This window comes from Peribacillus sp. N1, assembly GCF_054600815.1.
Genome location: NZ_BAAHZO010000008.1, coordinates 12,292 through 34,829 on the forward strand (window position 1 = coordinate 12,292; position 22,538 = coordinate 34,829).

Genomic DNA, 22,538 nt, shown 5'->3' on the forward strand with positions numbered 1-22,538 from the left:
ATGCGTTTTTTTATAACAGATGATGATTGTGCCATACGTTCGAACTTAAGCCAAATTATAGAGAACGAAGATTTAGGAGAAGTGGTGGAGGAAGCCGAGGATGGGAGTCTATTAGAAGGCCATATTCTGAATTTAAAACAAATTGATATATTATTCATTGATTTATTAATGCCCATCCGGGATGGCATTGAGACGCTTCGTCATATAAAAAGTACATTTAACGGAAAAATAATAATGATTTCGCAGGTTGAATCAAAGGAGCTGATTGGTGAGGCATACTCACTTGGAATAGATTATTATATTACCAAACCAATCAATCGTATTGAGATATTAACAGTTATCCGAAAAGTTATGGAACGGATTCATTTAGAAAGATCGATCACAAATATCCAAGCTTCTTTGAATAGTGTATTGAATTTTGAACAGCCAAAAGTTGATAAATACAATAGTTTTAATGAAAAAAGTATAAGTGAGGTAGGTGAATTCCTACTATCGGAATTAGGGATCGTTGGAGAAAATGGCGCAAAAGATTTAATGGAGATGCTTCAATATTTATTTATGTATGAAAGGACTTTTACTTTTGGAAAGCATTTCCCTACCCTTAAAGATATCTTTGTAGAAATCACCAAAAAAAAGCTCGGTACATCAGCTTTGCAGGCTGATATCAATCGAGAAATAAAAGCTGCCGAACAGCGAATACGCAGAACGATTAACCATTCCTTAAATCATTTTGCCTCGCTCGGTTTAACGGATTTTTCAAATCCGAAGTTTGAAAATTATGCTTCCAAATTTTTTGATTTCACAGTCGTACGCCAAAAAATGAAAGAATTGCAAAATGATTCAACAATAGTTCTTACACCTACCCGGGTAAATACAAAAAAGTTTATTCAAGTATTTTATTTCGAAGCGAAACGATTGAATCCTGATGAAATAATTAGATATAGATAATCAATGATTAAAACAAAAAACTACGGAAGCACTTAATGGAACATAAAATCCCCTGAAGGATTTCAGGGGATTTCAGCAAGTTCTTATTTTTTCAACAATAAGTACATGAAATAAGGAGCACCAATCAATGCAACCATGATACCTGCAGGAATCCCCTCGGGTTCAATTATATTACGGCCTATCGTATCGGCAAGCAGCAATAGCCATCCACCGATTAAAATGGCGACCGGAATGAATAGTTGATTTCGAGGTCCTACCAAGGATTTCGCTATATGCGGGGACATAAGTCCAATGAATGCAATTCCGCCTGTAACAGAAACGGCAGCCGCTGCCAGTGCTACAGCCGTGATTAGCAGTACGATCCGCTCCTTTTCAATCGATACACCGACCCCAACTGCGACCGGTTCACTTAAACCAAGCAGATTCAAACGATTCGCTTTATATAAAGTGAATGGAATGAGGATGATTAACCATGGAATAATCGCCCAAACGAAAGGCCAATCCGTGCCCCATATATTTCCCGCCAACCATTTTGAGATGAAATCGACCTTTTCTCGTTCCGCTGATGAAATGAGGACAATCATCAGGCCTGAAAGCGCCATTGAAAAACCTACCCCGATCAACACTAACCGAACGGGTTCAAGGCCACTCCTTCTCTTGAATGAGAGAATATATATTAAACAGGCCGTCAGTAACGCTCCGATAAAACCGACAAGCGGAACCATATAAACAAAAGAACCAGCATCAAGCGGGAAAAACAGAAAGAAAGCTGCGATGGCAACACCTGCTCCTGAGTTGATCCCGATGATTCCGGGATCGGCTAAATCATTACGTGTGATCCCTTGCAGAATGGCTCCCGACAGTGCAAGGGCCATGCCTGCTAAAAGGGTGATGATGATTCGCGGTAACCTTACGGAAAATAAAATGAATTCCTCTTTAAACGTCCCTTGCCCGAAAAGCGTGGGAATCAGTCGTCCTAAAGAAAGATTGGAATATCCCGAACACGTCCCAATAATGATCGTAACGATGATGAGTGCAGTTAATGCACCTATTATCCATCGCTGTTTTTTGACTAATGATGACTGGATCATGAAAATGCTTTACCCCCTTTACGCACGATTAGGAGGAAGAAAGGTAAACCGATCATCGCAACAACCGCTACCACAGGTGTTTCATATGGAGAATTGATGGTACGGCCGATCGTATCGGCAAGCAGCATGAAAGTGGCTCCCAAAATCGCAGACATAGGAAGGATGAATCGATAATCCGTACCCACGATAGCCCGAACAATATGGGGGACCATTAAGCCGATGAACACCATATTTCCAACAAGTGCAACGGCAGCACCTGCCAGGAGAATGATGACTACGAAAAGAACCGCCTTTATTTGTGTTGTCTTTTGCCCTAAGCCTACCGCCACTTCTTCACTTAAGCTAAGTATGGTGAGCTGCCTGGAAAAGATAAGGGAAATCAGGATGCCTATTAAAATGAACGGGACGATTACCCGAAGCTGCTCCCATGAAGTTCCGATATTCCCGCCAGCTGTCCACATCGATACATCTTTTGATACCTTGAAATAAATGCCTACCCCTTGCGAAACGGCAAATAGGAATGCAGAGACTGCAGCACCAGCCAATACAATCCGCAAAGGTGAAAATCCGCCCTTTTTGATCGCACCAATTCCGAAAACCATGGTTGCCCCGACAGCGGAACCTATAAAACACGCAATCATGATCCCTAAATTATTAGCATTTGGAATAAATGCCAAAGTAATGGCGAGACCTGCATTGGCTCCTGCCGTCAATCCAAGCAACCCCGGATCGGCAAGTGGATTCCTGGTCATTCCCTGCATGATGGCACCAGAAACGGCAAGTGCTGCACCAACAAAGATTGCGCCCACTTCACGAGGGAAACGGATTTCCCGGATGATTGAAAGCTTTTCACCGACAGCATTTGATGTCAGTGCTTGCCAGACATCTTTTACAGTAACATCCGCCGCCCCAAATGCCATTGAAATAATGAACATGCCTATGAATACAGCAATCCCTATGAGCAGTTTATATATAAATGGGATGAAACGTTGATTTTCATTAGTCATCTGTCTCTCTCATCTCTTTTTTATAGAATAAAAGGAGAGGAATTGGAATCCCTCTCCCTCACTGTATTATTTTCCAAGAAAACTTTTGGAAAAGAAGTCTAATTGGTATTCTAATGTTATTGGATCATTGAAGTAGAATTTTTTTGCATCAGCTTCATATAGTTGATTGTTTTTAACGGCAGGTATGTTTTTAAACGTATCTGTTTGTTGGAATGAATTGTCCTGATCTTTGTTATTGCTCAAAATCACATAATCACCGGCATAGTCTTTCAGGACTTCTAATGATAAGGCAAAGTAACCATCTTTCAATGCCACTTCTTTTACCTTTTCAGGCATGCCCAATTTCATTTCTTGATAAAGGATTTCCGTTCCACGGCCCCAATTATCGCCGTATACATAGAACTGTTTGTCAAACTTTTCGAAAACGGAAACGGTAGCATCTTCTCCAATTTTAGCCTTAATTTCATCACCGGTTGTTTTTGCCCGTTTTTTGAAATCATCCACCCAAGCTTGAGCTTCTTTTTCTTTATTCAAAAGTTTACCAATTTCTACATGCTGTGTTAAATAGTCCACTTTTCCGTATGTATACGTTACAGTCGGAGCAATTTCCTTTAATTTATCGACATTTTTAATCGTTGATAAACCAATGATTAAATCCGGATCCAACTCAATGATTTTTTCCAGGTTTTCGTCCGTGACTTCCTCGACATTTTTTAACTCCTTAAAGTTCGGGTTCATTTTAGACCACGAATCGACACCTACAAGGTTAACATCCAAAGCCATTACGTTACCTGCGAAAGAAGATAGTACTAAAACACGCTGAGGATCTGCCGGAACTTCAACAGGACCATTTTCAGATTGATATGTGATGGTACCTGATTTTTCCTTTTTGGAAGCGGAGCTTTTTTCTTTTTCGGTTGACTCGTTACCACAAGCACTAATAATTAACACTAACAGCAGTATAAACGGGATCATTATCTTTTTCATTTGTTGTCAAATCTCCTTTTAATAAATTGTATGTGCTGCACATTGGTTTGTTTGTTCGTTGATCTCGTCCGATTACCGCATCAATATGGAATACTTCCTTAAGCACTTCATGAGTGATGACTTCTTCACAATCTCCTGCTTTGACTATTTCCCCGTCCTTTAAGGCAATGATATAGTCGGCAAAGCGAGCAGCTTGGTTTAAATCATGAAGAACCATGACAATTGTACGTCCCTGTTCTACATTCAGCTTTTGTAATAATTCTAGAACCTCCAGCTGATGCGCCATATCCAAATAGGTGGTCGGCTCGTCAAGGAAGATGATTTCCGTTTCCTGGGCAAGTGCCATCGCAATCCAAACACGCTGGCGCTGACCTCCTGATAGAGCATCCACCGGACGGAACTTGAAGTCTTTCGTACCGGTCACTTCAAGTGCCCAATCAATCACATCATAGTCTTTTTGGGTCAGGCGCCCAAAACCCTTTTGATAGGGAAAGCGCCCATATGATACGAGCTCCCCAACCGTCAAACCGCTTGCACTCTCGGGTGTCTGCGGAAGTATGGCCATTTTTCTTGCAAGGATCTTAGTGCTTTCTTTTGAAATATTCACCCCATCTAAAACAACCGTACCTGATTGATTAGAAATGATTCTGGTGATCGCTTTCAAAAGTGTCGATTTCCCACACCCATTTGAACCGATGATCGTCGTGATTTTTTTATCTGGAATTTCCACACTGAGATCTTTTACAATTAAACGTTCACCATAACCAATATTCAAATCCTCTGTATATAGGCGAACCATTTTTTAACCTCCATTTACTGAAAAATAGGTAAGTAAAAACTCAAATGAAAATGATTATCATTATCCACTACTTAATTACTATAATTCTATCTAAATATATTGTCAATGGTAATTTCATGGGCATATAAGAAGAAATTCTGACAGGATTTTTTGGGCCGGTCCATATTACCGACTGACAAATGAACACAGTAAAGATCCCGGAAATATTTCCGGGATCTTTACTGCTAGGTCCATACTCAGGACTTTGGAAGATGTCCCTTATGGGAAGGGCAATAAGCCATTACCATCAATCAATGTTTCTTAAATCCTTGCTTCTCAACATAATCTTTCATGTACAACCTGCTTTTCTTTCCAAGCATTCCAGCCATTTGCTCGGTCCAGGTGTCTTTTCGTTTACCTTCAGTCCGACGCTCGTAATAACTGGAAATCGTTTCATTATACTCTTCAAGTTGTCCGATGAACTCTTGCTTATCCTCCTGATATCCATTTTCATGATAAATATTGGACAGCGGCAAACGCGGCTTTTTATCCGAACGGTTTTTCGGATATCCGACCACTAGAGCGAATAATGGTATAACGCGATGCGGTATATTCAATATTGCTGAAACTTCTGGGAGATTATTGCGGATCCCGCCTATATAGCAAATGCCAAGATCCATCGATTCTGCTGCCAATGCCGCATTTTGAGCCGCAAGAGCAGCATCGATACAGGCAACCATGAATTTCTCCGTACTTTCAATTGATTCGGACAGGTCAGTGTTTTCCATTTCGGAAACCATATCATGACGATATAAATCGGCGCAAAAGACGAATAGATGTCCATTCTTCTCTACATATGATTGTGGTCCGGCAAGTTCAGCAAGCTTGGCTTTCTTTTCCGGATCGGTTACCCCTATGATTGAATACGCTTGAATATAACTTGAAGTCGATGCCGCTTGGGCACATTCCACAATCGTATTGATTTGCTCCTCAGACAATAACTTGTCCTCAAAAGAACGTATGGAACGGTGATCTAAAATCTTCTCAATAATGTTATTCAATGCTCCCACCCCTAAAGAATATGTAAAGTATCCATCATCGGGGCTGAAATAATCCCCCCGATGACAGTAATGATGAAACTCAACCTTTTGTTTTCAAATCCAATTCACGGTAATTTTGCTGTCTAAGTGCTTCATAAACCAAGATGGCAGCCGTGTTCGACAGATTAAGTGAACGTACTTTATCCGTCATTGGAATCCGCAGGCACCGATCCATATTTTCTTGGATCAGATCTTTCGGGAGCCCCGTCGTTTCACGGCCAAAAATGAAGAATATCTCACTGTCTTGATCACTGTAATCAAAGCTGGAATGCGGCTGCTCCCCGAATTTCGTCAAGTAATAAAATTCACCGCCGGCATTTTTTTCAAAAAACTCTTCTAACGAATCATAATAATGGATCTTTACATTCTCCCAGTAATCGAGCCCGGCCCGTTTGAGCTGTTTGTCATCCGTCGAGAAACCGAGCGGGCGAATGAGATGTAAAGACGTATCCGTCCCTGCACATGTTCTTGCGATATTTCCTGTATTTGCTGGAATCTGTGGTTGATATAAAACTACATGTATTGACACTTCATTTTCACCTCTAGTTTGAACTTCACCTTAATTATAGCATTAAACAAAAAAGACTAAAAACCAATCACCCTCCATCCAAAATCACAAAGAATTTATAAACGATGTTCGGTGTGTATCTCGTTGAATCCTCATATGTCCAATACCGGTGTCGGCTGTTCATCGTATGTGCATTCACTAGCGGCATCCCGTCCTGATCCTTCGCCGTTACGATCAAGTTATGATCAAACCGTCCGTCCCCTTCGAAATCTATACAAAGGATATCTCCCAAATTCAATTCCTTGGCCGACTCGACCTGCTTTGTCCTGATGGCATTCCCGGCTTTAAGCAGATGATATAAAGAATGGGCCGTCGTCCATGTATAACTCCAGCTTTTCCCTCTTATCCACCAGCCCTTACTTTTATTTGGGGCCCCCCACATCGGTATTCCTCCTGCATGTAAACATTGTGAAATGAAATTCGTACAATCATCAGTGAATTTATGATAAGCGGGATTAAATTCGTTCCACCAACGCTCGGCATATTGGACAGCCTTCATCCGATCATATTTATATGCGAGACGCTCTGCGCCTGGATCACATTTTGGCGGTGCCCCTTCGGTTTCAAAGCTCGGAATCAGCTCACTTTCATCCACTATATAACCATTTCGAAACCGGGCCTCCCTTTCCTCCATTTCTTCTTCTATATAAAATGAATCCTCCTGTTTCAATAAATATTGCAGGTGCACGTGATATGTCAGAACTGTATCATTGTCTTCCTTTCTCTTTGAATGTACCTTGCCTGCCGCATTCACCCGAACAATTTCCGCAGCACGGTTTCTCATCATTTCCTTCTTCAAATGTAACTTCCTTTCACCCCGTTCCAGATCATCGGAAGTATAAAACTCCACTCTTTCTTGTAAAAGGCGTTGCAACTGTTCCCTCAAGTTCATACCCTCCTTCTTACCATCTATGCTAATGTGTATGTATGAGGGCATGGACAAAAACACAATTTCATAAAATGTGGGAGTTTCAACTTTATTTATATAATGATACTTTTAAAAAGGTTTCCTTGAAGGTAACGGAATATTCTAAGCCAAAAAAAGCCGCCCCGTTAATATTTACCGGGCGGCTGCATTTAGATATCATTTTGTTTCCAAGGTAAACTGCAGTCCTTTCTCAATTTCCGCCAATACCTCTTCATCCGTTTCCTTCATTCTTGCATCTTCCAATGCGGAAACAGCCTGCTCCCGGCCAATTTTCCCAACTGCCCAGGCCGCCGTCCCCCTGATGACAGGCCGCGGATCATCCTTCATGACCTGTATCAATTGAGGCAATGCCGTTTCATCTTTGAAATGGGCCAATGCTAAAATGGCATTTCGTTGGATTGGTTTTTTACCGCGCCAAGAGCCAGATACATGGCCGTATGTCTCTTTGAAGTCCCGATTTGAAATCGAAAGCAGCGGTTTTAACAGCGGTTTCGCCAGCTCCGGGTCGGGTTCCATCTCTTCATGAAAATGAAAATCCATTCCTTTATTTTTCGGACAAACGGTCTGGCATGTATCACATCCATACAAACGATTGCCTATTTTCGTCCTGAACTCATCCGGAAGGAAACCTTTTGTCTGCGTCAAGAACGCAATGCAACGCTTGGAATTTAGCTGCCCGCCCTGAACGAGCGCTCCAGTCGGGCAAACATCGACACATTTATTGCATGTCCCGCATTGATCTTCCATCGGTTGATCCGGTTCAAATGGCAGGTTGGTTATCATGTCTCCCAAGTATACATAAGACCCGAATTCCGGTGTGATGATCATACTGTTTTTTGCACTCCAGCCAATACCCGCACGCTCAGCCACTGCCCTATCAGATAACTCGCCCGTATCAACCATGGACTTCATCATTGCTCCTGGCACCTTATCACTAATGAAATCCTCAAGTAACTGCAATTTATTACGAAGAACGGTATGATAATCCGTTCCCCAAGACGCCCGGCAAAAAATCCCCCGGCGCTCACTTTTTGTACTTTGCGGAGCATCCTTCAATTTAGAAGGATAAGCAAGCGCAATCGAAATGATGGATTGCGGTTTATCGAATATCAATTCAGGCCTTACCCTTTTATCAATATCGGCTTCTTCAAACCCTGACTGATAATCCAGCTCCTGTTGACGTATCAACCGACCTTTCAATTCGGTAAAGGCCGTGGCCGATGTAAAGCCGATTTTATCGATGCCGATTTCCTTACTATATATAATCACTTCTTGCTTGAATGTGTTCATATCCATATTAATCACCTACGTTCATTCAGTATTCCCATTGAAAGCTTGAATCTTTTTCAAACCATTGCTATCTATGATAAACTAATTGCAATCATTTTTGGAGGTGAAACCGTTGGAAATTACCGTATCAGCTAATCTTAGCAGTAAAATCCCTCAATTCAAAGTTGGGATCATTACATATGAAAACATCGAAGTAGGTCCCTCCCCGCAAATGGTGAAAGGAAGACTTCAATTATTTCAGGAAGCTCTTTTCTTCGATCTTGAAGAAAAGGAATTGACCGACTTTTCCGGCATTAAAGTGTGGCGGGAGATTTTCAAGGCTACTGGAACAAATCCGTCACGGTACCGCCCCTCCGTGGAAGCCCTTTACCGTCGAGTAAAAAAACAGAATTACTTGACACCCATTCATTCAGCCATCGATTTAAATAACTTCTTCTCGCTGTTATATGAAGTTCCGATTGGCATTTATGATGCGGAAAAATTATCAGGAGACATCTCGATTAAGATCGGAGAGGAGTCAGATGGTTATGAAGGTTTGAACGGCCGCTTGAATTCCATGGAGAATATGATTACATCTGCCGATCATGTGGGCGCATTCGGAAGTCCTTACGTTGATTCAGAACGCTCGAAAGTCACCGAAGAAACGAAAAAAGCTATCCAAATCATTTATTTACAACCCAATACTCCAATCACGGAAGCAGATCAGCTGACGAAATCCCTGATGGACATGTTCCTTGAAATCCATGGTGGTGAAGGGACTTACTCGATTGTAGAAGGATAATTAAAATTTGAACGAAATTAAACCCTTTCCACAATCGGAAGGGGTTTTTATGATTTTTCCAATTAATAAAACCAGTCCTCTAGTATCCTTTTATTCAACCGATCGATCCATACCCTGAAAAAAGCGATAAAATGATTCCTGGATTTTAAGAGCATAAAGGATCACCTAGCTTAAACTTGGTTCGGGATGAGTCTAGCCTACGGACTTTTCTTAAATTACATTCCAGTTGATTCCAGAAATCCGCTCCCTTTCCGCCGACTGTCTGCCAAGCCTCATCAAAGCAAGCGCCTGTCGAGTCCATTAACAGTGTCTAAACAGACCTCAACTACATAACTTGCAAGTTTGGACAAAAAAAAGCACACACTTAGTCAAACTGATTCTACTTACGTAGTTAATCACATTGACTAAGTTAGTGCTGAATCGAAATCCCCACTCTCCAGGATGGAGGATAATATAAAAATAAATGAACAATAAAAAAATCCCACTGTAAACAGTAGAATTCTTGTAATAATATTTAAACGCAAAGCTTCGTTCTCCAGGTAACGAAACCCTACGTTATGAGTATGTATTGGAGCGGGTGAAGGGAATCGAACCCTCATCATCAGCTTGGAAGGCTGAGGTTTTACCACTAAACTACACCCGCATATTCTTGTAGAAGTTTGTCGAATTACCAATCAACAAAATTAATTATATAGTTTAATGTGAAAAAATGCAATAGTTCTTTTTAAAAAAATTAATAATTAACGTATTGTAACGTTAATATATTCATTCACTCTAGTAAAAATGTTAAAAAGTCCTCTGAATCAGAGAACTTTTTTATCCTATATGATGATCTAAGACCAAATGACTTCCATTAACCGCGGATAAACCTGCTGTGCCGTTTCAAGCAGCATGATTAACTTCCTGAACGCCAGATCCGGTACGATGTCCCCCTCAATGGAGTATGAATACCGTATGGAAATGGTCCCATTTTCCTCATACAGCTTAGAATACCTAAAATTAGCATTATATTCATTCAACAGTGTATGTACATCCTGTTTCTTTTCAGGATTCTTCAACTCGGCGACATTAAAGCAAAATAAGTCCGCCACATTTTCATCTTGATTGAAAGCAAATACTAAAAGGACCTTCCAGCCGTCCTTTAACTTTTGCTCAGCCCTAAAAAAGGTGGTGCCATCTTCATTCAACTCATTCATATAGATTTTCTCACTAGTTAAAAAATCACGAAATTTAGCAACGTTTGACATGGTTCATCACCTTTCTCTTTGTAATTACATTTTATAATGAAAACTGGCATTTTTACAGACTTTTCTATAAACCTTCCAATCTCATCCTATTAATAGGGGCGAAGAATCACTCATTTAAAGAAAGGGATTCAAATATGATCTCCCGGATCAATAGATTGATTAGCCAGTTGCTTCTCCGGAAAACTGAAGCGCATCTTGTAGGTCCAAAATTTCCTGACGGATTTTTGAATATCCTTCTATTTCTGGCACTTCTTTATTCGTATGTGATCGACTTTTATCGGCCGCTATCGCCATGTTTTCGAAAACATACAGCAACTGAGCAAGCTCCCGCTCTGAAAGGATTGGCCGTTCAGAGGATTTTAAGCTGGCATTTAGATAATATCCCAACTGTTCTATCGAAAATATAACGGGCCAAAGAGATTCCAATCTAGCCTTGTTTTTGAATATCTCACCAAGGGATGCATTGTACACGGTTAATAGATTCACCATATTTGTTTGCATTTTGTTCCTTTCACTGCTTTCATCAATTGCAAGGTCATTATCTTTTTCAGAGAACGCCATCAATAATAGCTGCCCTTGGCTACGAATCGTTTTGGCTATTAAATGATTGAGAAGACTGGATGCCGAACGACTTCCGAGTAACAGCGACCCAATAAGCCCTATCAAGCTTCCAACGACAATATCGGTTATCCTTACAGTCGCAAAAAAACCGAAATCATAGCTTTGAGATGAATATTCCGCCATGATCAATGCTGAAGGGGTAAAAAACATCGCCGCCAATCCATAATTCCGAACGATGAAAAGCTCTGTAATGAATGTCAAAGATAAAATGATCAGAACGATGATGAATTCGTTATGAACGGCTGCTAGAATTAAACTTGCTATCAGGAGTCCGATTACCGTCCCGAAAGTCCTTTGGACCGCCCGATGGAATGTGGAGATGATGGTCGGACCCGACATAACGGCCGCACAGGATAAGGGAATCCAGTACGAACGGTTAAAATCGGCGGAATAGGCGATGATCGCCGCAATGGTAAGGATTGTTCCATATCGAACGGAAGAGAGGAAAACAATGGAATTCTTATCGAACGCCCCAAGAAAAATGGTCTTTAAAGAAGGCTTGGTGATGGTTGCTGCTTGATCGATTTTCTGTACAGGTTCATTCATGATGGCATCTGCATTGTAAATCATCATGAATAACGCTTCCACCTCATCAGTCATTTGGTCAGGTTGAAGGATCTTTTTTTTATTCTTTTTTCCAGATGCAACGGAACCGGCCAAGGCACGAACGGAATGACCTAATTCTGGCGGCATCACGATCTTTTTGTTCAAGGTAATCTCCAGAGCCTCCAAGAATATGGCATTGGCATGTTCATTCAATAGATATAATCGCTTCAACTCATCTGGACTTCGCCTGTTTGAAACCCCCGCTAACAGTGTATCTTCAGCGTGTTTCATCGCCAATACGGTTCTTTGTCTTGCTTTATTGAATGTCTCGGTGCCCATGGAATCAAAGAATGCCCCCAATTCTCTGTACACCTTTTCTACCGCAAGCGATTCTGGTCCATGAGGGTTGAAAAACCAGCCTAACATACAGATTATCCATGATAGTGCCCCACCCATTAAAACGAGGCCACCACGCAATGGGGCAAGGCTTTGGTCAACGGGCATACCTGTCGCAAGCGCAAAGCTCAAGACGAAGAATACCGCCGAAGGACCGGTTATCTTTAATGCACCAAATACAAAAAAAACACTGGCCCCGATGATACCCATCATTATGGCTGTTCCTAATTGGTATGGAGCCAAAAGCGTCCCTAAAACAACAGATAAAGCAAGACCCACCATCACAAAGAAAATCTTTTTAGCTCTTTGGCGATACGGTTGGTTAAAAACGTATAAATAAGTGAAACCTCCTATCCCTGCAAGTAAACCGTACGATAAATTTCCGAATAATAAGCCAATGAAAACAGGTAGTGCAGCAGCTATACCTGCACTTAGTGCTTTTATCCAAGGAAATGGATTCTTTTTTATTTCAAAAGCCTGTTTAAATGTCGTATGTATCGTATCCAATTTCAGAGATTCCGAAGAGGACCTTTGCTTATTTTCACTCATTTTCAATTTATCCTTTCATTAAAGATTCCAACTCTATAGTGAAGGCTATGTCTGATGAAGTGACTTCTCATAATTAATATCCTTCATATGGATCAAAAGATACTACTTAAGGTAATGAAGGATCATATAACTTGAAAGAAAACGGCCTTTCCCCGATTTAAATCGAAAAAAGGCCGCTTTTGTCATAAGCTGCTTAAAAATCCCAACAAAGGACCTTCCTCAGCTTTATTTCCAGAAAACTTATAGTTGAGCGAATTCAGGCTCCGCAACTTTTACAAGCTGTTTACCGAGGTTCGTTCCTTTAAACAAACCTAAAAATGCATCAGGCGTGTTTTCGAACCCTTCAATAATCGTTTCTTCATACTTCAGCTTTCCTTCTTGAAGCCACTTACCTAAATCCGTAGCACCCTCTTGGAATCTAGAGGCATAATTTCCAACTGTGAAACCTTTCATTAGTGCACTCGTTTTGATCATCGCCGATTGCAGACGCGGTCCTAGATCTTTTCCTTCTGCGTTATACGAGGAAATCGCTCCGCATAATGGTATTCGGGCATTCGCATTCAAAAGTGTGAAAACAGCATCGGACACCTCGCCGCCCACATTATCGAAATAAACATCGACTCCATCGGGAACAGCATTAGCTAAATCTGCCGCAAAACTATCACTTTTATAATTTACGGCTCCATCAAATCCCAGCTCTTTCGTTAAATACTCAAGTTTTTCATCTGAACCAGCGATGCCAACAACCTTCGCACCTTTAATCTTAGCAATTTGTCCGACTACTGAACCAACTGCTCCAGCCGCTCCTGAAACGACTACCGTTTCACCTTCTTGAGGTTTACCAATATCAAGCAAACCAAAGTAAGCAGTTAAACCGGTCATTCCAAGAATCCCTAAATGAGTTGTGACCGGAGCCACCTTGGGATCAATCACGCGGATTTCCTTTTCGGTGACAACTGTGTATTCTGCCCAGTCGATATTCCCAACAACGACATCCCCTTGTTTGAAGGAATTCGATTTGGACTCAACAACTTCAGCAACAACGCCGCCAGTGATGACCTTATTCAATTCAAATGGAGCAATATATGATTTGGTATCTTGCATTCTGCCACGCATATATGGATCGACAGATAAATATAGTGTACGTACTAAAATCTCATTATCCTTTGGTGTGGGAACTTCACTCTCAACAAAGTTGAAATCCCCTTTCGATGGCATACCTTTTGGACGGTTTGCCAGGGTGATTATTTGTTGTTTAGTTTGTGTCATCATTGTTCCTCCTTGGTTTGAATACGTAATTTCGAAAAGAAGCGTATCACTGATGAAGTTCATAGGTCAAAGAATATGATTGGTTTTTGCTTCCATAACACTCTTATGTAGTCTTTCCTATAAACCCCAAACTTGCTACAGCCTATTATGTCCCATGTTTTTCATTTCAATATACGGTTCACTCCCAGAAAAATTTAACGGCCTTTCCCCGATTGGATACCGAGAAAAGGCCGCAGCTTAAAACTCCATTTTTATTGTCTGCTTGGCAGATGATAAACCTCCGCACTATCCCGATTTAAAACATCAGCCTGGACAATTTGTACTGCAATCATTGAGACTATGTTCGCCCATGAAAAAACTACTAGCTTAATGGATAGTCTACATCAATTTTGAAATAAACATCGTGGCAATTCCAAAGTAAATAAGTAACGAGAGGATATCATTTAGTGTTGTAATTAGCGGACCAGAAGCAACTGCAGGATCGATGTTGAATTTATATAATATCAAAGGAATAATGGTCCCAGCTAAAGTCCCGATAATTAGGGTCATCACTAACGAACTTCCAACCACTAATCCCAGAACGGGATTTCCCTGCCAAACATAAGCTATGATGGAAATCAATATTCCACAGGTAACGCCTATTATCAATCCAACTTTCAATTCCCGTATAATAAGTCTGGTCACGACTCCTTTATCCGTATCACTAGTGATTAGGCCCCTTACAACAACAGCTAAAGATTGTGTACCTGTATTTCCAGTCATCCCTGCGATCATCGGCATAAAGAAGGCAAGTGCAACAACTTTGGACAATGTTTCTTCAAAACCGCTTATAATGGTTCCAGACACCAATCCGATAAATAAAAGTAGAATAAGCCAGGGAAGCCGACGATATGCGGCCACGTGCGCCTTCGTATCAAAGTCTATAGCTTTACCGGATGCCGATAATTTTTCAATATCTTCATTCGCTTCCTTAATGACAACATCAATAATATCATCGACGGTTACAATTCCTAATAACTCATTATTTTTTTCAACTACTGGAATTGCTAAAAAATCATATCGCTCAATAACACGAGCTACCTCTTCTTGGTCTTCATAAGCAGTAACCGAGATAACCCGGCTATACATAATATCTTGAATTTTTTCAGATTCATCATTTATTATTAAATCCCGATATGAGACAACACCTACTAATTTTTTATCATTATCTATTACATAAAGATAATTGATCGTTTCCGAAAACTCCGCAAAGATTTTCAGTTTTTCAACTGATTCACGAACTGTATAATGTTGGGGGATCCAGACAAAACGGTTTGTCATTATTCGCCCGGCTGTTTCAGGGGGATAATTCATGATATTTTGAACGATTTTTGATTCTTCTTGTTTCATGCCTGAAAGAAGTTCTTCAATTTTTTCAGGGGATAGGTCCTCTAACAATGAAGCTAGATCATCATTATCCATTAGATCCATTACATGACCGGATTTCTCTATTCCTAATTTACTAAGGATTTTTAATTGATGCACTTTCTCAACTTCTTGAATCAGTTCAGCGATTTGTTCTGAATCAAGTAACAACAAGAAACGTGTATGGTGTTTTTCTGGTAGCCCCTCAAAAATTCGCGCAATGTCATAAGGTTGGAGTTCTTCTAATATTGCTAGAAATTCTTTCTTTTTTCCTTCTTTTAAAACTTTTATGATTTGTAAAGTCATTTGATCTTCCGTCAGGACTTTTATCATTTCGTCACTCACTCCTTTTTAGGGGAGCCAAAAAATATTTCCCTTAAATATTAAGAGTAAAAAAAATATTTATTCCCCTTCCAAAATCTTGTTTTCATTCACGTGTATGTCGTCGTGAATAGTTATCCAAATTCCTCACCCCCCGAAAAAAATAAAAAAACCTCCATTACAAATGAAGGTGTTAAATACGGTATATACGGTATATATGCGTACATTGTCTGGATGACAAATACAAACAGCCTTATAAGACTGAATGACAAATACAAGCATAAATCCAGTTCCTCCATTCGTAGAGCTTTAGCACTGTGTGGCATAGGACAAAGCCAGCTACATTAAAAACCACCTTATGTCGATGGTTTCTGTTGACCCATTGGCGTCTTTCGACATTTTTGGGCAGTAGCGTATCTCCTACACAGGAGCCTCACCTAACGAGGATATTTAATTTACACATCCACTCTAAAAGAGTTTCTTTTAGATGTCAATGTTTGATTCAAATAATTCTAATTTCGACCAAATATCCCGACCTTTAAAAAGGGAACGTGAAAACAGCACCGACTTAGGCGCTCTCGATTAAGACGGTCTGTTCTCTTAATTAAAAAATCCCTCCGCAATTGCCACCTTATTTAAAAAGGTACAACGGAAAAATAAACGCAGCCACAAGGGAAAATATTGGAATTTGATATTAAAACTTACTTATAATGAAGACGGATATGAATGACTGAAACAAAAAAACGTTACATGAAATAGCTTTTATTTCTAATTACTTTAGAAAGGAAATTGCTTGAATGAAAAGACTTTTGACGATTATATGTATTATTGTGAGTGCTTTTGTATTAATGGTAGGTTGCAGAACCAAGGAGGCGGTACAGGTGGAAGAGAATTCAAAGGAAGTGAGCTCATTGAAAGCTATTGAAGGCAGATGGGAGGGAGATATTAAGATTCCAAATCAACCACTTCCAATCATTGTTCATTTTACGAAGAAAGGTGGAACCATAAGTATTCCTGTACAAGGGTTGAACGAATTCCCCTTAACAAGTGTAAAGTTAAGTAAATCAGACTTGTTTTTTGATATGAAGATCCAAAATCAGCAAATAACGTTTGATGGTAAAGTAGATCAGAAAAGGATTTCAGGAACATTTGTTCAAAAAGGGCAAAAGTTCCCCTTTGAATTGGTCAAGAACTCCGATCAGGCAGTTGAAGAAAAAGAATCAGGTGAAATCGTGCAGGCCGACTTAAAGAACGGAACCATTAAAGGCCTTTTAGAAACACCAAAAAATGAAGGGCCTTTCCCTGTGATGATTTTAATTGCGGGTTCTGGTCCGACCGATAAAGATGGTAACACCATTGGAAATCCGGGAAAAAATAATAGTTTGAAAATGTTAGCCGAGGGTCTTGCAGAAAAAGGTATCGCAAGCATTAGATATGATAAGCGCGGAATTGGTGAAAATATACAATTGGCAAGAAGAGAAGCGGACCTGAGATTTGAACAGTATATTGATGATGCAGCTGCCTGGATTCAATTTGCCAAAAAGGATGGCCGTTTTTCCAAAGTCGGCATCATCGGCCATAGCGAAGGCTCTTTAATAGGAATGGAAGCAGCTAAGAAAACAGAAACAGACATATTCATTTCATTGGCAGGTCCAGGCGAACCTATTGACCAGGTACTCATCAAACAGCTTGAAGAGCAACTGACACCGAAGTTATTAACGGAATCGAAAGATATACTGGCAAAGCTTAAACAAGGAAAACAAGTCGAGACTGTCAGTGCAGATTTGCAGAATGTATTCCGCCCTTCTGTTCAACCTTACATGATTTCTTGGATTCAATATAACCCGATAGAATCAGTAAAGGAACTGAATATCCCTGTTCTGATCGTAAACGGCAATAGAGACATTCAAGTGCCGGCAACTAACGCAAAAGCGTTACATACGGAAAAAAGCGATTCTGAATTACTTATACTCGAAAAGATGAATCATGTATTGAAAGAAGCCCCTGCAGATCGAGCGGGAAATTTAGCAACCTATACAAATCCTGAACTACCACTATCCACTGGTTTAATTAATGGAATCATAGAATTTTTAAACAATAATGACTTTACCAGTAATGACGGTCATAAAAATAACAAATGAGAATTGTGTCTCCCCCGGGTTTAGCAAAGATCCAATTAAATGATCCACGTGCCTCCGTTATTAGGGTGAATAATGAATTGAACAATAAATAATTCTATATTGCTAAAAACAAAAGGCAGAATAATTCTGCCTTTTATTTTTTATATTTTCTCCGAGATATTCTGTCCCACTTTTAATTTATAAGCTAATAATCTTTTAGAAAAATAGCAACCAAAAAGCTCCCTCATGTCGAATTAATGGTACAAGTGCTAGTAACTGTGGAGCAAATATTCGACTGACCCTTCATTAAGTACATACCAAAATCAGTTTTTGTCATTCCAAAAATACTCGTAATATATTCCAACGAGGTAATTATTGAAAATATTGTCCACTTAAATTAGCCTTCCATCATTTACATGAGGACTCACCAGTTGTTAATGGTAGATCCTTTTTCAACAAAATCCTACATCCATAAAAACAATGGCAGGTAATCTAACAAAGAGGAAGATTTTGTATAAATTCATTAGTATAATTGATGAAATTACAATAAGAAAGGAAAGATCACTATGAAGATGCTTATACATGCTTTAAAAAAGAATACCACATGTATACTTGAAATCATTTATCTGTATATACTTTTCTTTTTTTCAGAGCTACAAACTACTACTGCTAGCTTATTAAAAATAAAGTAAGAACTATGTAATTTAACCCTCTTGAATGAACTTATGTTAAAAAGATCCTCTAGTTCCCAAACATTCCATAATATTCATTTTATTTCATCTTCATAATTAGAATTTTCAACAGTCATAACAGCCAGTTTGCACACTTTGTCTGTGTAAAATCCCTCAAGGGCGAAATGCAGATCTAGGTCCGACAAGCGTTTTAGGACTTTAACTCAGTCCTCAGTAACTCAATCTAACCAACCTGACTCGATATGCAGCTGAGCCCCTTTTTTCAACAGGTAATGATTATTTTACCTATCCTCCCTACTGAGCTACCTTACTAGCCGTGAATGAAAAATATCACTTGATAAAGATGTTCCTTTCAAGTGAAAAACATAAGTTCACCAAAAAGGGACAAACTGTATTTGAAAAAAGAAAGGAGATGTGAGACATGACAAAAAAATTTAATAAAGGCAGCCGTAATCAAAATTCACCGCAATTACACGGACAAGCTCCTGTTAGTGGGGACAACAGCAAAGGAAATAAAAGAAATAAAGATCAGAGCTCTAAAACAGAGTAACTACTAAATGAAACAAACCGGCCATATCCAGACCGGTTTGTTTCATTTGCAGATAATCTTCTTAGTTATTTGGCAGAAAGAGATCCAAAAGGACAATTCTCAAAGTTACGCCTTCCCCCTTTAATGCAAAAATGGGGACTCGCTGAATTATTCTGTTTCCACAGGACACCTTTGATTCCAAAAATTCCAATTCATTATTAGCGTTATCCGAACTGTAAATGCAGTCCTACAAAACGCACCCAGAAAAGTTTAATTGGAGGGCATTCGCTTTTCATATACATAGTGAGTTAGCTATTTGATTTCTTTTTACATTAGGATCTTGTCTACTGTTGATGTCTCCAAATCATCAGTATCTTGATGAGTATAAGTAAAGTTTTTTGTCATCAGACTGACCACCACTAAAACAACAATGTTAACAAATAGGGCGATAATACCCACATTCAGATCTTTAATTGCTTGAGGAAGATAAGGAAATAGTTGACTGATTTTTATGTTCCCTAGTTCCATAATGGAGACTAGTACTCCTCCTGTTATTATCCCTGCAAATGCTCCATGCTTGGTTACAAAATTCTTTCTCATCAAACTTGCGAAAAAGGCAGGAGCAAGTTGTGTAATAAAATTATAGGCGATTAAAGCGAGACTAAAGAGGGTGTTTCCACCTTTAAAGGTCAAGTAAATCCCTACTAGAGAAATAAGCGGAACCAAATATTTTACCAGTTTTGCAATTTGATTTTCCGTTGCAGATGGAGTGAATACGTTGTATACATTTTTCGCAAGCAATGTTGATATAGACATCAACAGCATGGAACTTGGGACTAGAGCGGCTAACACGCCAGTACCACCGATTAAGCCTACAAACCATGGATCAAATTCTTGTTTAGAAAGCTGCAGCAAGATAAGGTCGGCGTCGCCGCCTTTTAATCCAGGCATCTGTAAGATCGCTGCAAACCCGACAAAAAAGGCAAACAATAAAATCAATTGGTACATTGGCATTAGGATTGCATTTTTTCGCAGTGCTTTCTCGCTAGAGGCAGCATAAATAGGAGAAAACCCGTGCGGCCACATATAAAATCCAATAGAGCTTAATACAACGGTCGATATATACCATGAAACGCTCATTCCCTGATTTGGAAGTATGGTATAGTTCGGCTTTGCCTGTTCAACGGCCTCATACATAGGTTGAAGACCGCCATAATAATGAAGTGGGAAATAAACTCCTAAAAATACAACAACGCCAAGAATCAGAATATCCTTCAAAATAGCTGTCCTGGCAGAACCGTGAATACCGGAAACCATTACAAAAATGGTAACACCAATTGCTCCAACCCAAATGGCAGCTGTAGAAGAAATGACCCCATAGGATGTTGCAGAAACGATATATCCTAAACCCTTCAATTGCAGGACTAAGTAGCAAGTACAAGCTATAACACCTATTACAGCAACAAGCACACCAAGATATGGACTTTGATATTTTTTCACAAAAAAATCAGATTGGGAAACTAATTGGTGTTTCTTTGCATACCTCCAGATTGCCGGAAATGTCCAATAGGAGATGACTGTAGCCAGACAGCCATATGTCACGATACTAAAGATGGAGCCACCTTCCCCATAAGCCGAACCACTTGCACCCAAAAAGGTAAAGGTAGTATACATTTCACCTGCGGATAAGAGGAAAATCAATAGGGCTCCCATTCCGCGACCTCCAACTGACCATTGTTCTAAGTTCATTTCTTTCCCTTTTTTAGCCTGGATACCAATCAAAACGGAAATGACGAAAAAAAACAGGATGAAAAAAACGGCAATGTTCATCTTGAATCTCCCTTCTGATTAGCAGGATCGAGTAGATAAATAATCCCCATTATACCTGTGGTCAGCACAGACCAAAGTACAATCCAAAAATGAAAAAATGGCATACCCAGAACATAGGGAGTTACTTTATTTGTAAACAAAGCGCCCACAATAAAGCCAAGAAACGGGATAATTCCGAGCCAATATATTTTTTTCAAACTCTTAACCCCCTAGTAAGTTAGATTTAACATTTTTAAAGTCCCATGAACAAATAACTTCACCCCATTTTGTAGAGCCTGTTCATCCACTGTAAATTTGGGATGATGGTGAGGATATATAATCCCTTTTTCTTCATTACGAGCTCCTATTCCAATATAAGATCCCGGAACTACTTTTTGAAAAGCAGAGAAGTCTTCACTTCCCATAATTGGCTTTGAAATTTCTCGACTTTCTTCACCAAATATTTCACAGACCGTTTCGTCCATCAATCGGGTAACTTCTTCATCATTAATGGTAGGAGCATAACCAAACTGATAATCGAATTCATAAGTAGCTCCATGCGCTTCAGTAATCCCATTTACTATCCGTTCGATAAAATTCGGGATTTCTTCCCGCAGTTCCGGATTGAAGCTGCGAACTGATCCACCAATGCTTACCTTACTTGGAATAACATTAATCGCACTTCCCGCATGGAACTGAGTCACTGAAATCACCAGGGCTTCCTGGGCATCTCGATACCTCGAAACAATGTGCTGGAGATTTGATACAACCTGAGTTCCAATTGCTATGGGATCGACGGTAAGTTCAGGCTGTGATGCGTGCCCCCCTTTACCCACCACAGTAATGTTAAAAGTATCAGCTCCAGCCATCACTGGACCGTAACCCAAACTAATTTTCCCTAAAGGAAGAGTCGACAAGAGATGGGATCCAATGATCATATCCGCCCCATCCAGCACACCGGCTCTCACCATTTCTTGAGCTCCACCGGGCGGCAGTTCCTCAGCATGTTGAAATAAAAAGCGCACCTCCCCTTTAATTTGATCCTTTAACTGTGTAAGAATTTTTGCTGTGCCAAGCAGCATCGCCGTATGCCCATCATGTCCGCAAGCATGCATAACTCCTGAATTCTGTGACACAAAGTCAAAATCATTCTCTTCTACAATTGGAAGCGCATCCATATCTGCCCGCAGTGCAATAACCTTCCCAGGCTGCTGACCAATCAAACGAGCCATAATACTCGTTTTTGTCGGACGTGAAATTTCCAATTCACCAAAAGTTTGCAGCGTTTCATAAACAAATTGTGCTGTTTTTTCCTCCTGAAAAGAAAGCTCCGGATACTTATGTAAATATCTTCTCCAAGCAATCACTTCATCTTTAACAGCCTCGATCAAATCATGAATCATTATAGTTTGAGACATCCACTACAACTCCTTTTTCATTAAATTTACATAACATTTCTTAATTTAGGATAGTTTAAGGAAAAAATTCCTTAAATAGAGTATAATCTCACACGGTCTTTATTACAATATTTTTTGAAAATTCCAAACTATTTTTCCG

Annotated in this window: 19 protein-coding genes, 1 tRNA gene and 1 riboswitch; of the genes, 4 read left to right on the forward strand and 16 right to left on the reverse strand. The window is 39.8% G+C overall.

Annotated elements, in window-relative coordinates; all coding sequences use genetic code 11:
• Positions 1-948, forward strand: coding sequence for a response regulator (locus ACYP5M_RS23500; protein WP_434167830.1), 948 nt, complete (start codon positions 1-3; stop codon positions 946-948).
• Positions 949-1,031: 83 nt separating this feature from the next.
• Here ACYP5M_RS23500 and ACYP5M_RS23505 read toward each other — a convergent pair whose 3' ends face one another.
• The 8 genes from ACYP5M_RS23505 to queG form a co-directional block, all read right to left on the reverse strand.
• Entirely contained in the window at positions 1,032-2,039 is a 1,008-nt protein-coding gene (locus ACYP5M_RS23505) for a FecCD family ABC transporter permease (RefSeq protein WP_459735586.1), read from the reverse strand.
• The gene (locus ACYP5M_RS23510) at positions 2,036-3,046 is read right to left on the reverse strand and encodes a FecCD family ABC transporter permease (protein ID WP_459735587.1); all 1,011 of its coding nucleotides are present in this window, start codon (positions 3,044-3,046) and stop codon (positions 2,036-2,038) included. The genes ACYP5M_RS23505 and ACYP5M_RS23510 overlap by 4 nt, the downstream gene beginning before the upstream one ends.
• Positions 3,047-3,112: 66 nt before the next feature.
• The gene (locus tag ACYP5M_RS23515) at positions 3,113-4,033 is read right to left on the reverse strand and encodes an iron-hydroxamate ABC transporter substrate-binding protein (protein ID WP_101223363.1); all 921 of its coding nucleotides are present in this window, start codon (positions 4,031-4,033) and stop codon (positions 3,113-3,115) included.
• A complete protein-coding gene (locus tag ACYP5M_RS23520) occupies positions 3,984-4,832 on the reverse strand; it encodes an ABC transporter ATP-binding protein (RefSeq protein WP_101223364.1) in 849 nt (282 codons plus the stop codon). The genes ACYP5M_RS23515 and ACYP5M_RS23520 overlap by 50 nt, the downstream gene beginning before the upstream one ends.
• Before the next feature lie 290 nt (positions 4,833-5,122).
• The gene (gene nfsA, locus ACYP5M_RS23525; RefSeq protein WP_101223365.1) at positions 5,123-5,872 is read right to left on the reverse strand and encodes an oxygen-insensitive NADPH nitroreductase; all 750 of its coding nucleotides are present in this window, start codon (positions 5,870-5,872) and stop codon (positions 5,123-5,125) included.
• A 79-nt stretch (positions 5,873-5,951) separates the two neighbouring features.
• Positions 5,952-6,440 carry a tRNA (uridine(34)/cytosine(34)/5-carboxymethylaminomethyluridine(34)-2'-O)-methyltransferase TrmL gene (trmL, locus tag ACYP5M_RS23530; RefSeq protein WP_101223366.1) on the reverse strand — a complete coding sequence of 163 codons (489 nt, stop codon included), beginning with the start codon at positions 6,438-6,440 and terminating at the stop codon, positions 5,952-5,954.
• 67 nt (positions 6,441-6,507) lie between these two features.
• Positions 6,508-7,365 carry an amidase domain-containing protein gene (locus tag ACYP5M_RS23535; protein WP_101223367.1) on the reverse strand — a complete coding sequence of 286 codons (858 nt, stop codon included), beginning with the start codon at positions 7,363-7,365 and terminating at the stop codon, positions 6,508-6,510.
• A gap of 198 nt (positions 7,366-7,563) precedes the next feature.
• Entirely contained in the window at positions 7,564-8,703 is a 1,140-nt protein-coding gene (gene queG / locus ACYP5M_RS23540) for a tRNA epoxyqueuosine(34) reductase QueG (RefSeq protein ID WP_230178059.1), read from the reverse strand.
• Positions 8,704-8,809: 106 nt separating this feature from the next.
• On the opposite strand from queG, the gene ACYP5M_RS23545 reads away from it, so the two are divergent.
• Entirely contained in the window at positions 8,810-9,478 is a 669-nt protein-coding gene (locus tag ACYP5M_RS23545) for a B3/B4 domain-containing protein (protein ID WP_434167832.1), read from the forward strand.
• A gap of 569 nt (positions 9,479-10,047) precedes the next feature.
• Here ACYP5M_RS23545 and ACYP5M_RS23550 read toward each other — a convergent pair.
• The 5 genes from ACYP5M_RS23550 to mgtE form a co-directional block, all read right to left on the reverse strand.
• Positions 10,048-10,121, reverse strand: a tRNA-Gly gene (locus ACYP5M_RS23550).
• A gap of 190 nt (positions 10,122-10,311) precedes the next feature.
• Positions 10,312-10,725 (reverse strand): YbjN domain-containing protein, encoded by a 414-nt coding sequence (locus ACYP5M_RS23555; RefSeq protein ID WP_063235961.1) that lies wholly within the window; start codon positions 10,723-10,725, stop codon positions 10,312-10,314.
• Between the two features lie 159 nt (positions 10,726-10,884).
• Positions 10,885-12,837 carry an FUSC family protein gene (locus ACYP5M_RS23560; RefSeq protein ID WP_459735588.1) on the reverse strand — a complete coding sequence of 651 codons (1,953 nt, stop codon included), beginning with the start codon at positions 12,835-12,837 and terminating at the stop codon, positions 10,885-10,887.
• A gap of 240 nt (positions 12,838-13,077) precedes the next feature.
• Entirely contained in the window at positions 13,078-14,106 is a 1,029-nt protein-coding gene (locus tag ACYP5M_RS23565) for an NADP-dependent oxidoreductase (protein ID WP_434169727.1), read from the reverse strand.
• Positions 14,107-14,484: 378 nt separating this feature from the next.
• A complete protein-coding gene (gene mgtE / locus ACYP5M_RS23570) occupies positions 14,485-15,843 on the reverse strand; it encodes a magnesium transporter (protein WP_434167834.1) in 1,359 nt (452 codons plus the stop codon).
• Between the two features lie 274 nt (positions 15,844-16,117).
• Positions 16,118-16,283: riboswitch (M-box (ykoK) riboswitch) on the reverse strand.
• A 429-nt stretch (positions 16,284-16,712) separates the two neighbouring features.
• Here mgtE and ACYP5M_RS23575 point away from each other — a divergent pair.
• Together ACYP5M_RS23575 and ACYP5M_RS23580 are read left to right on the forward strand one after the other, a co-directional pair.
• Complete coding sequence (locus ACYP5M_RS23575; protein WP_434167835.1) at positions 16,713-17,972, forward strand: alpha/beta hydrolase family protein; 1,260 nt, start codon at positions 16,713-16,715, stop codon at positions 17,970-17,972.
• A gap of 1,092 nt (positions 17,973-19,064) precedes the next feature.
• Complete coding sequence (locus ACYP5M_RS23580) at positions 19,065-19,193, forward strand: hypothetical protein (RefSeq protein WP_255256698.1); 129 nt, start codon at positions 19,065-19,067, stop codon at positions 19,191-19,193.
• 306 nt (positions 19,194-19,499) lie between these two features.
• Here the strand turns inward: ACYP5M_RS23580 and ACYP5M_RS23585 are convergent, their stop codons facing one another.
• The 3 genes from ACYP5M_RS23585 to ACYP5M_RS23595 are packed head-to-tail and all read right to left on the reverse strand — an operon-like array spanning position 19,500 to position 22,399.
• Entirely contained in the window at positions 19,500-21,002 is a 1,503-nt protein-coding gene (locus ACYP5M_RS23585) for a sodium:solute symporter family protein (RefSeq protein WP_434167836.1), read from the reverse strand.
• Entirely contained in the window at positions 20,999-21,199 is a 201-nt protein-coding gene (locus ACYP5M_RS23590) for a DUF3311 domain-containing protein (protein ID WP_053344651.1), read from the reverse strand. The genes ACYP5M_RS23585 and ACYP5M_RS23590 overlap by 4 nt, the downstream gene beginning before the upstream one ends.
• A gap of 12 nt (positions 21,200-21,211) precedes the next feature.
• Positions 21,212-22,399 carry a M20 family metallopeptidase gene (locus tag ACYP5M_RS23595; protein ID WP_434167837.1) on the reverse strand — a complete coding sequence of 396 codons (1,188 nt, stop codon included), beginning with the start codon at positions 22,397-22,399 and terminating at the stop codon, positions 21,212-21,214.
• Positions 22,400-22,538 lie beyond the last annotated feature (139 nt).

Bases quoted from the DNA above. Each gene is read 5' to 3' on its own strand.
- ACYP5M_RS23585 (WP_434167836.1), bottom strand. From the start codon at position 21,002: ATGAACATTGCCGTTTTTTTCATCCTGTTTTTTTTCGTCATTTCCGTT.
- ACYP5M_RS23510 (WP_459735587.1), bottom strand. From the start codon at position 3,046: ATGACTAATGAAAATCAACGTTTCATCCCATTTATATATAAACTGCTC.
- ACYP5M_RS23565 (WP_434169727.1), bottom strand. From the start codon at position 14,106: ATGACACAAACTAAACAACAAATAATCACCCTGGCAAACCGTCCAAAA.
- ACYP5M_RS23580 (WP_255256698.1), top strand. From the start codon at position 19,065: ATGACAAAAAAATTTAATAAAGGCAGCCGTAATCAAAATTCACCGCAA.
- ACYP5M_RS23520 (WP_101223364.1), bottom strand. From the start codon at position 4,832: ATGGTTCGCCTATATACAGAGGATTTGAATATTGGTTATGGTGAACGT.
- queG (WP_230178059.1), bottom strand. From the start codon at position 8,703: ATGGATATGAACACATTCAAGCAAGAAGTGATTATATATAGTAAGGAA.
- ACYP5M_RS23560 (WP_459735588.1), bottom strand. From the start codon at position 12,837: ATGAGTGAAAATAAGCAAAGGTCCTCTTCGGAATCTCTGAAATTGGAT.
- ACYP5M_RS23515 (WP_101223363.1), bottom strand. From the start codon at position 4,033: ATGAAAAAGATAATGATCCCGTTTATACTGCTGTTAGTGTTAATTATT.
- mgtE (WP_434167834.1), bottom strand. From the start codon at position 15,843: ATGATAAAAGTCCTGACGGAAGATCAAATGACTTTACAAATCATAAAA.
- ACYP5M_RS23555 (WP_063235961.1), bottom strand. From the start codon at position 10,725: ATGTCAAACGTTGCTAAATTTCGTGATTTTTTAACTAGTGAGAAAATC.
- ACYP5M_RS23505 (WP_459735586.1), bottom strand. From the start codon at position 2,039: ATGATCCAGTCATCATTAGTCAAAAAACAGCGATGGATAATAGGTGCA.
- ACYP5M_RS23595 (WP_434167837.1), bottom strand. From the start codon at position 22,399: ATGTCTCAAACTATAATGATTCATGATTTGATCGAGGCTGTTAAAGAT.
- ACYP5M_RS23500 (WP_434167830.1), top strand. From the start codon at position 1: ATGCGTTTTTTTATAACAGATGATGATTGTGCCATACGTTCGAACTTA.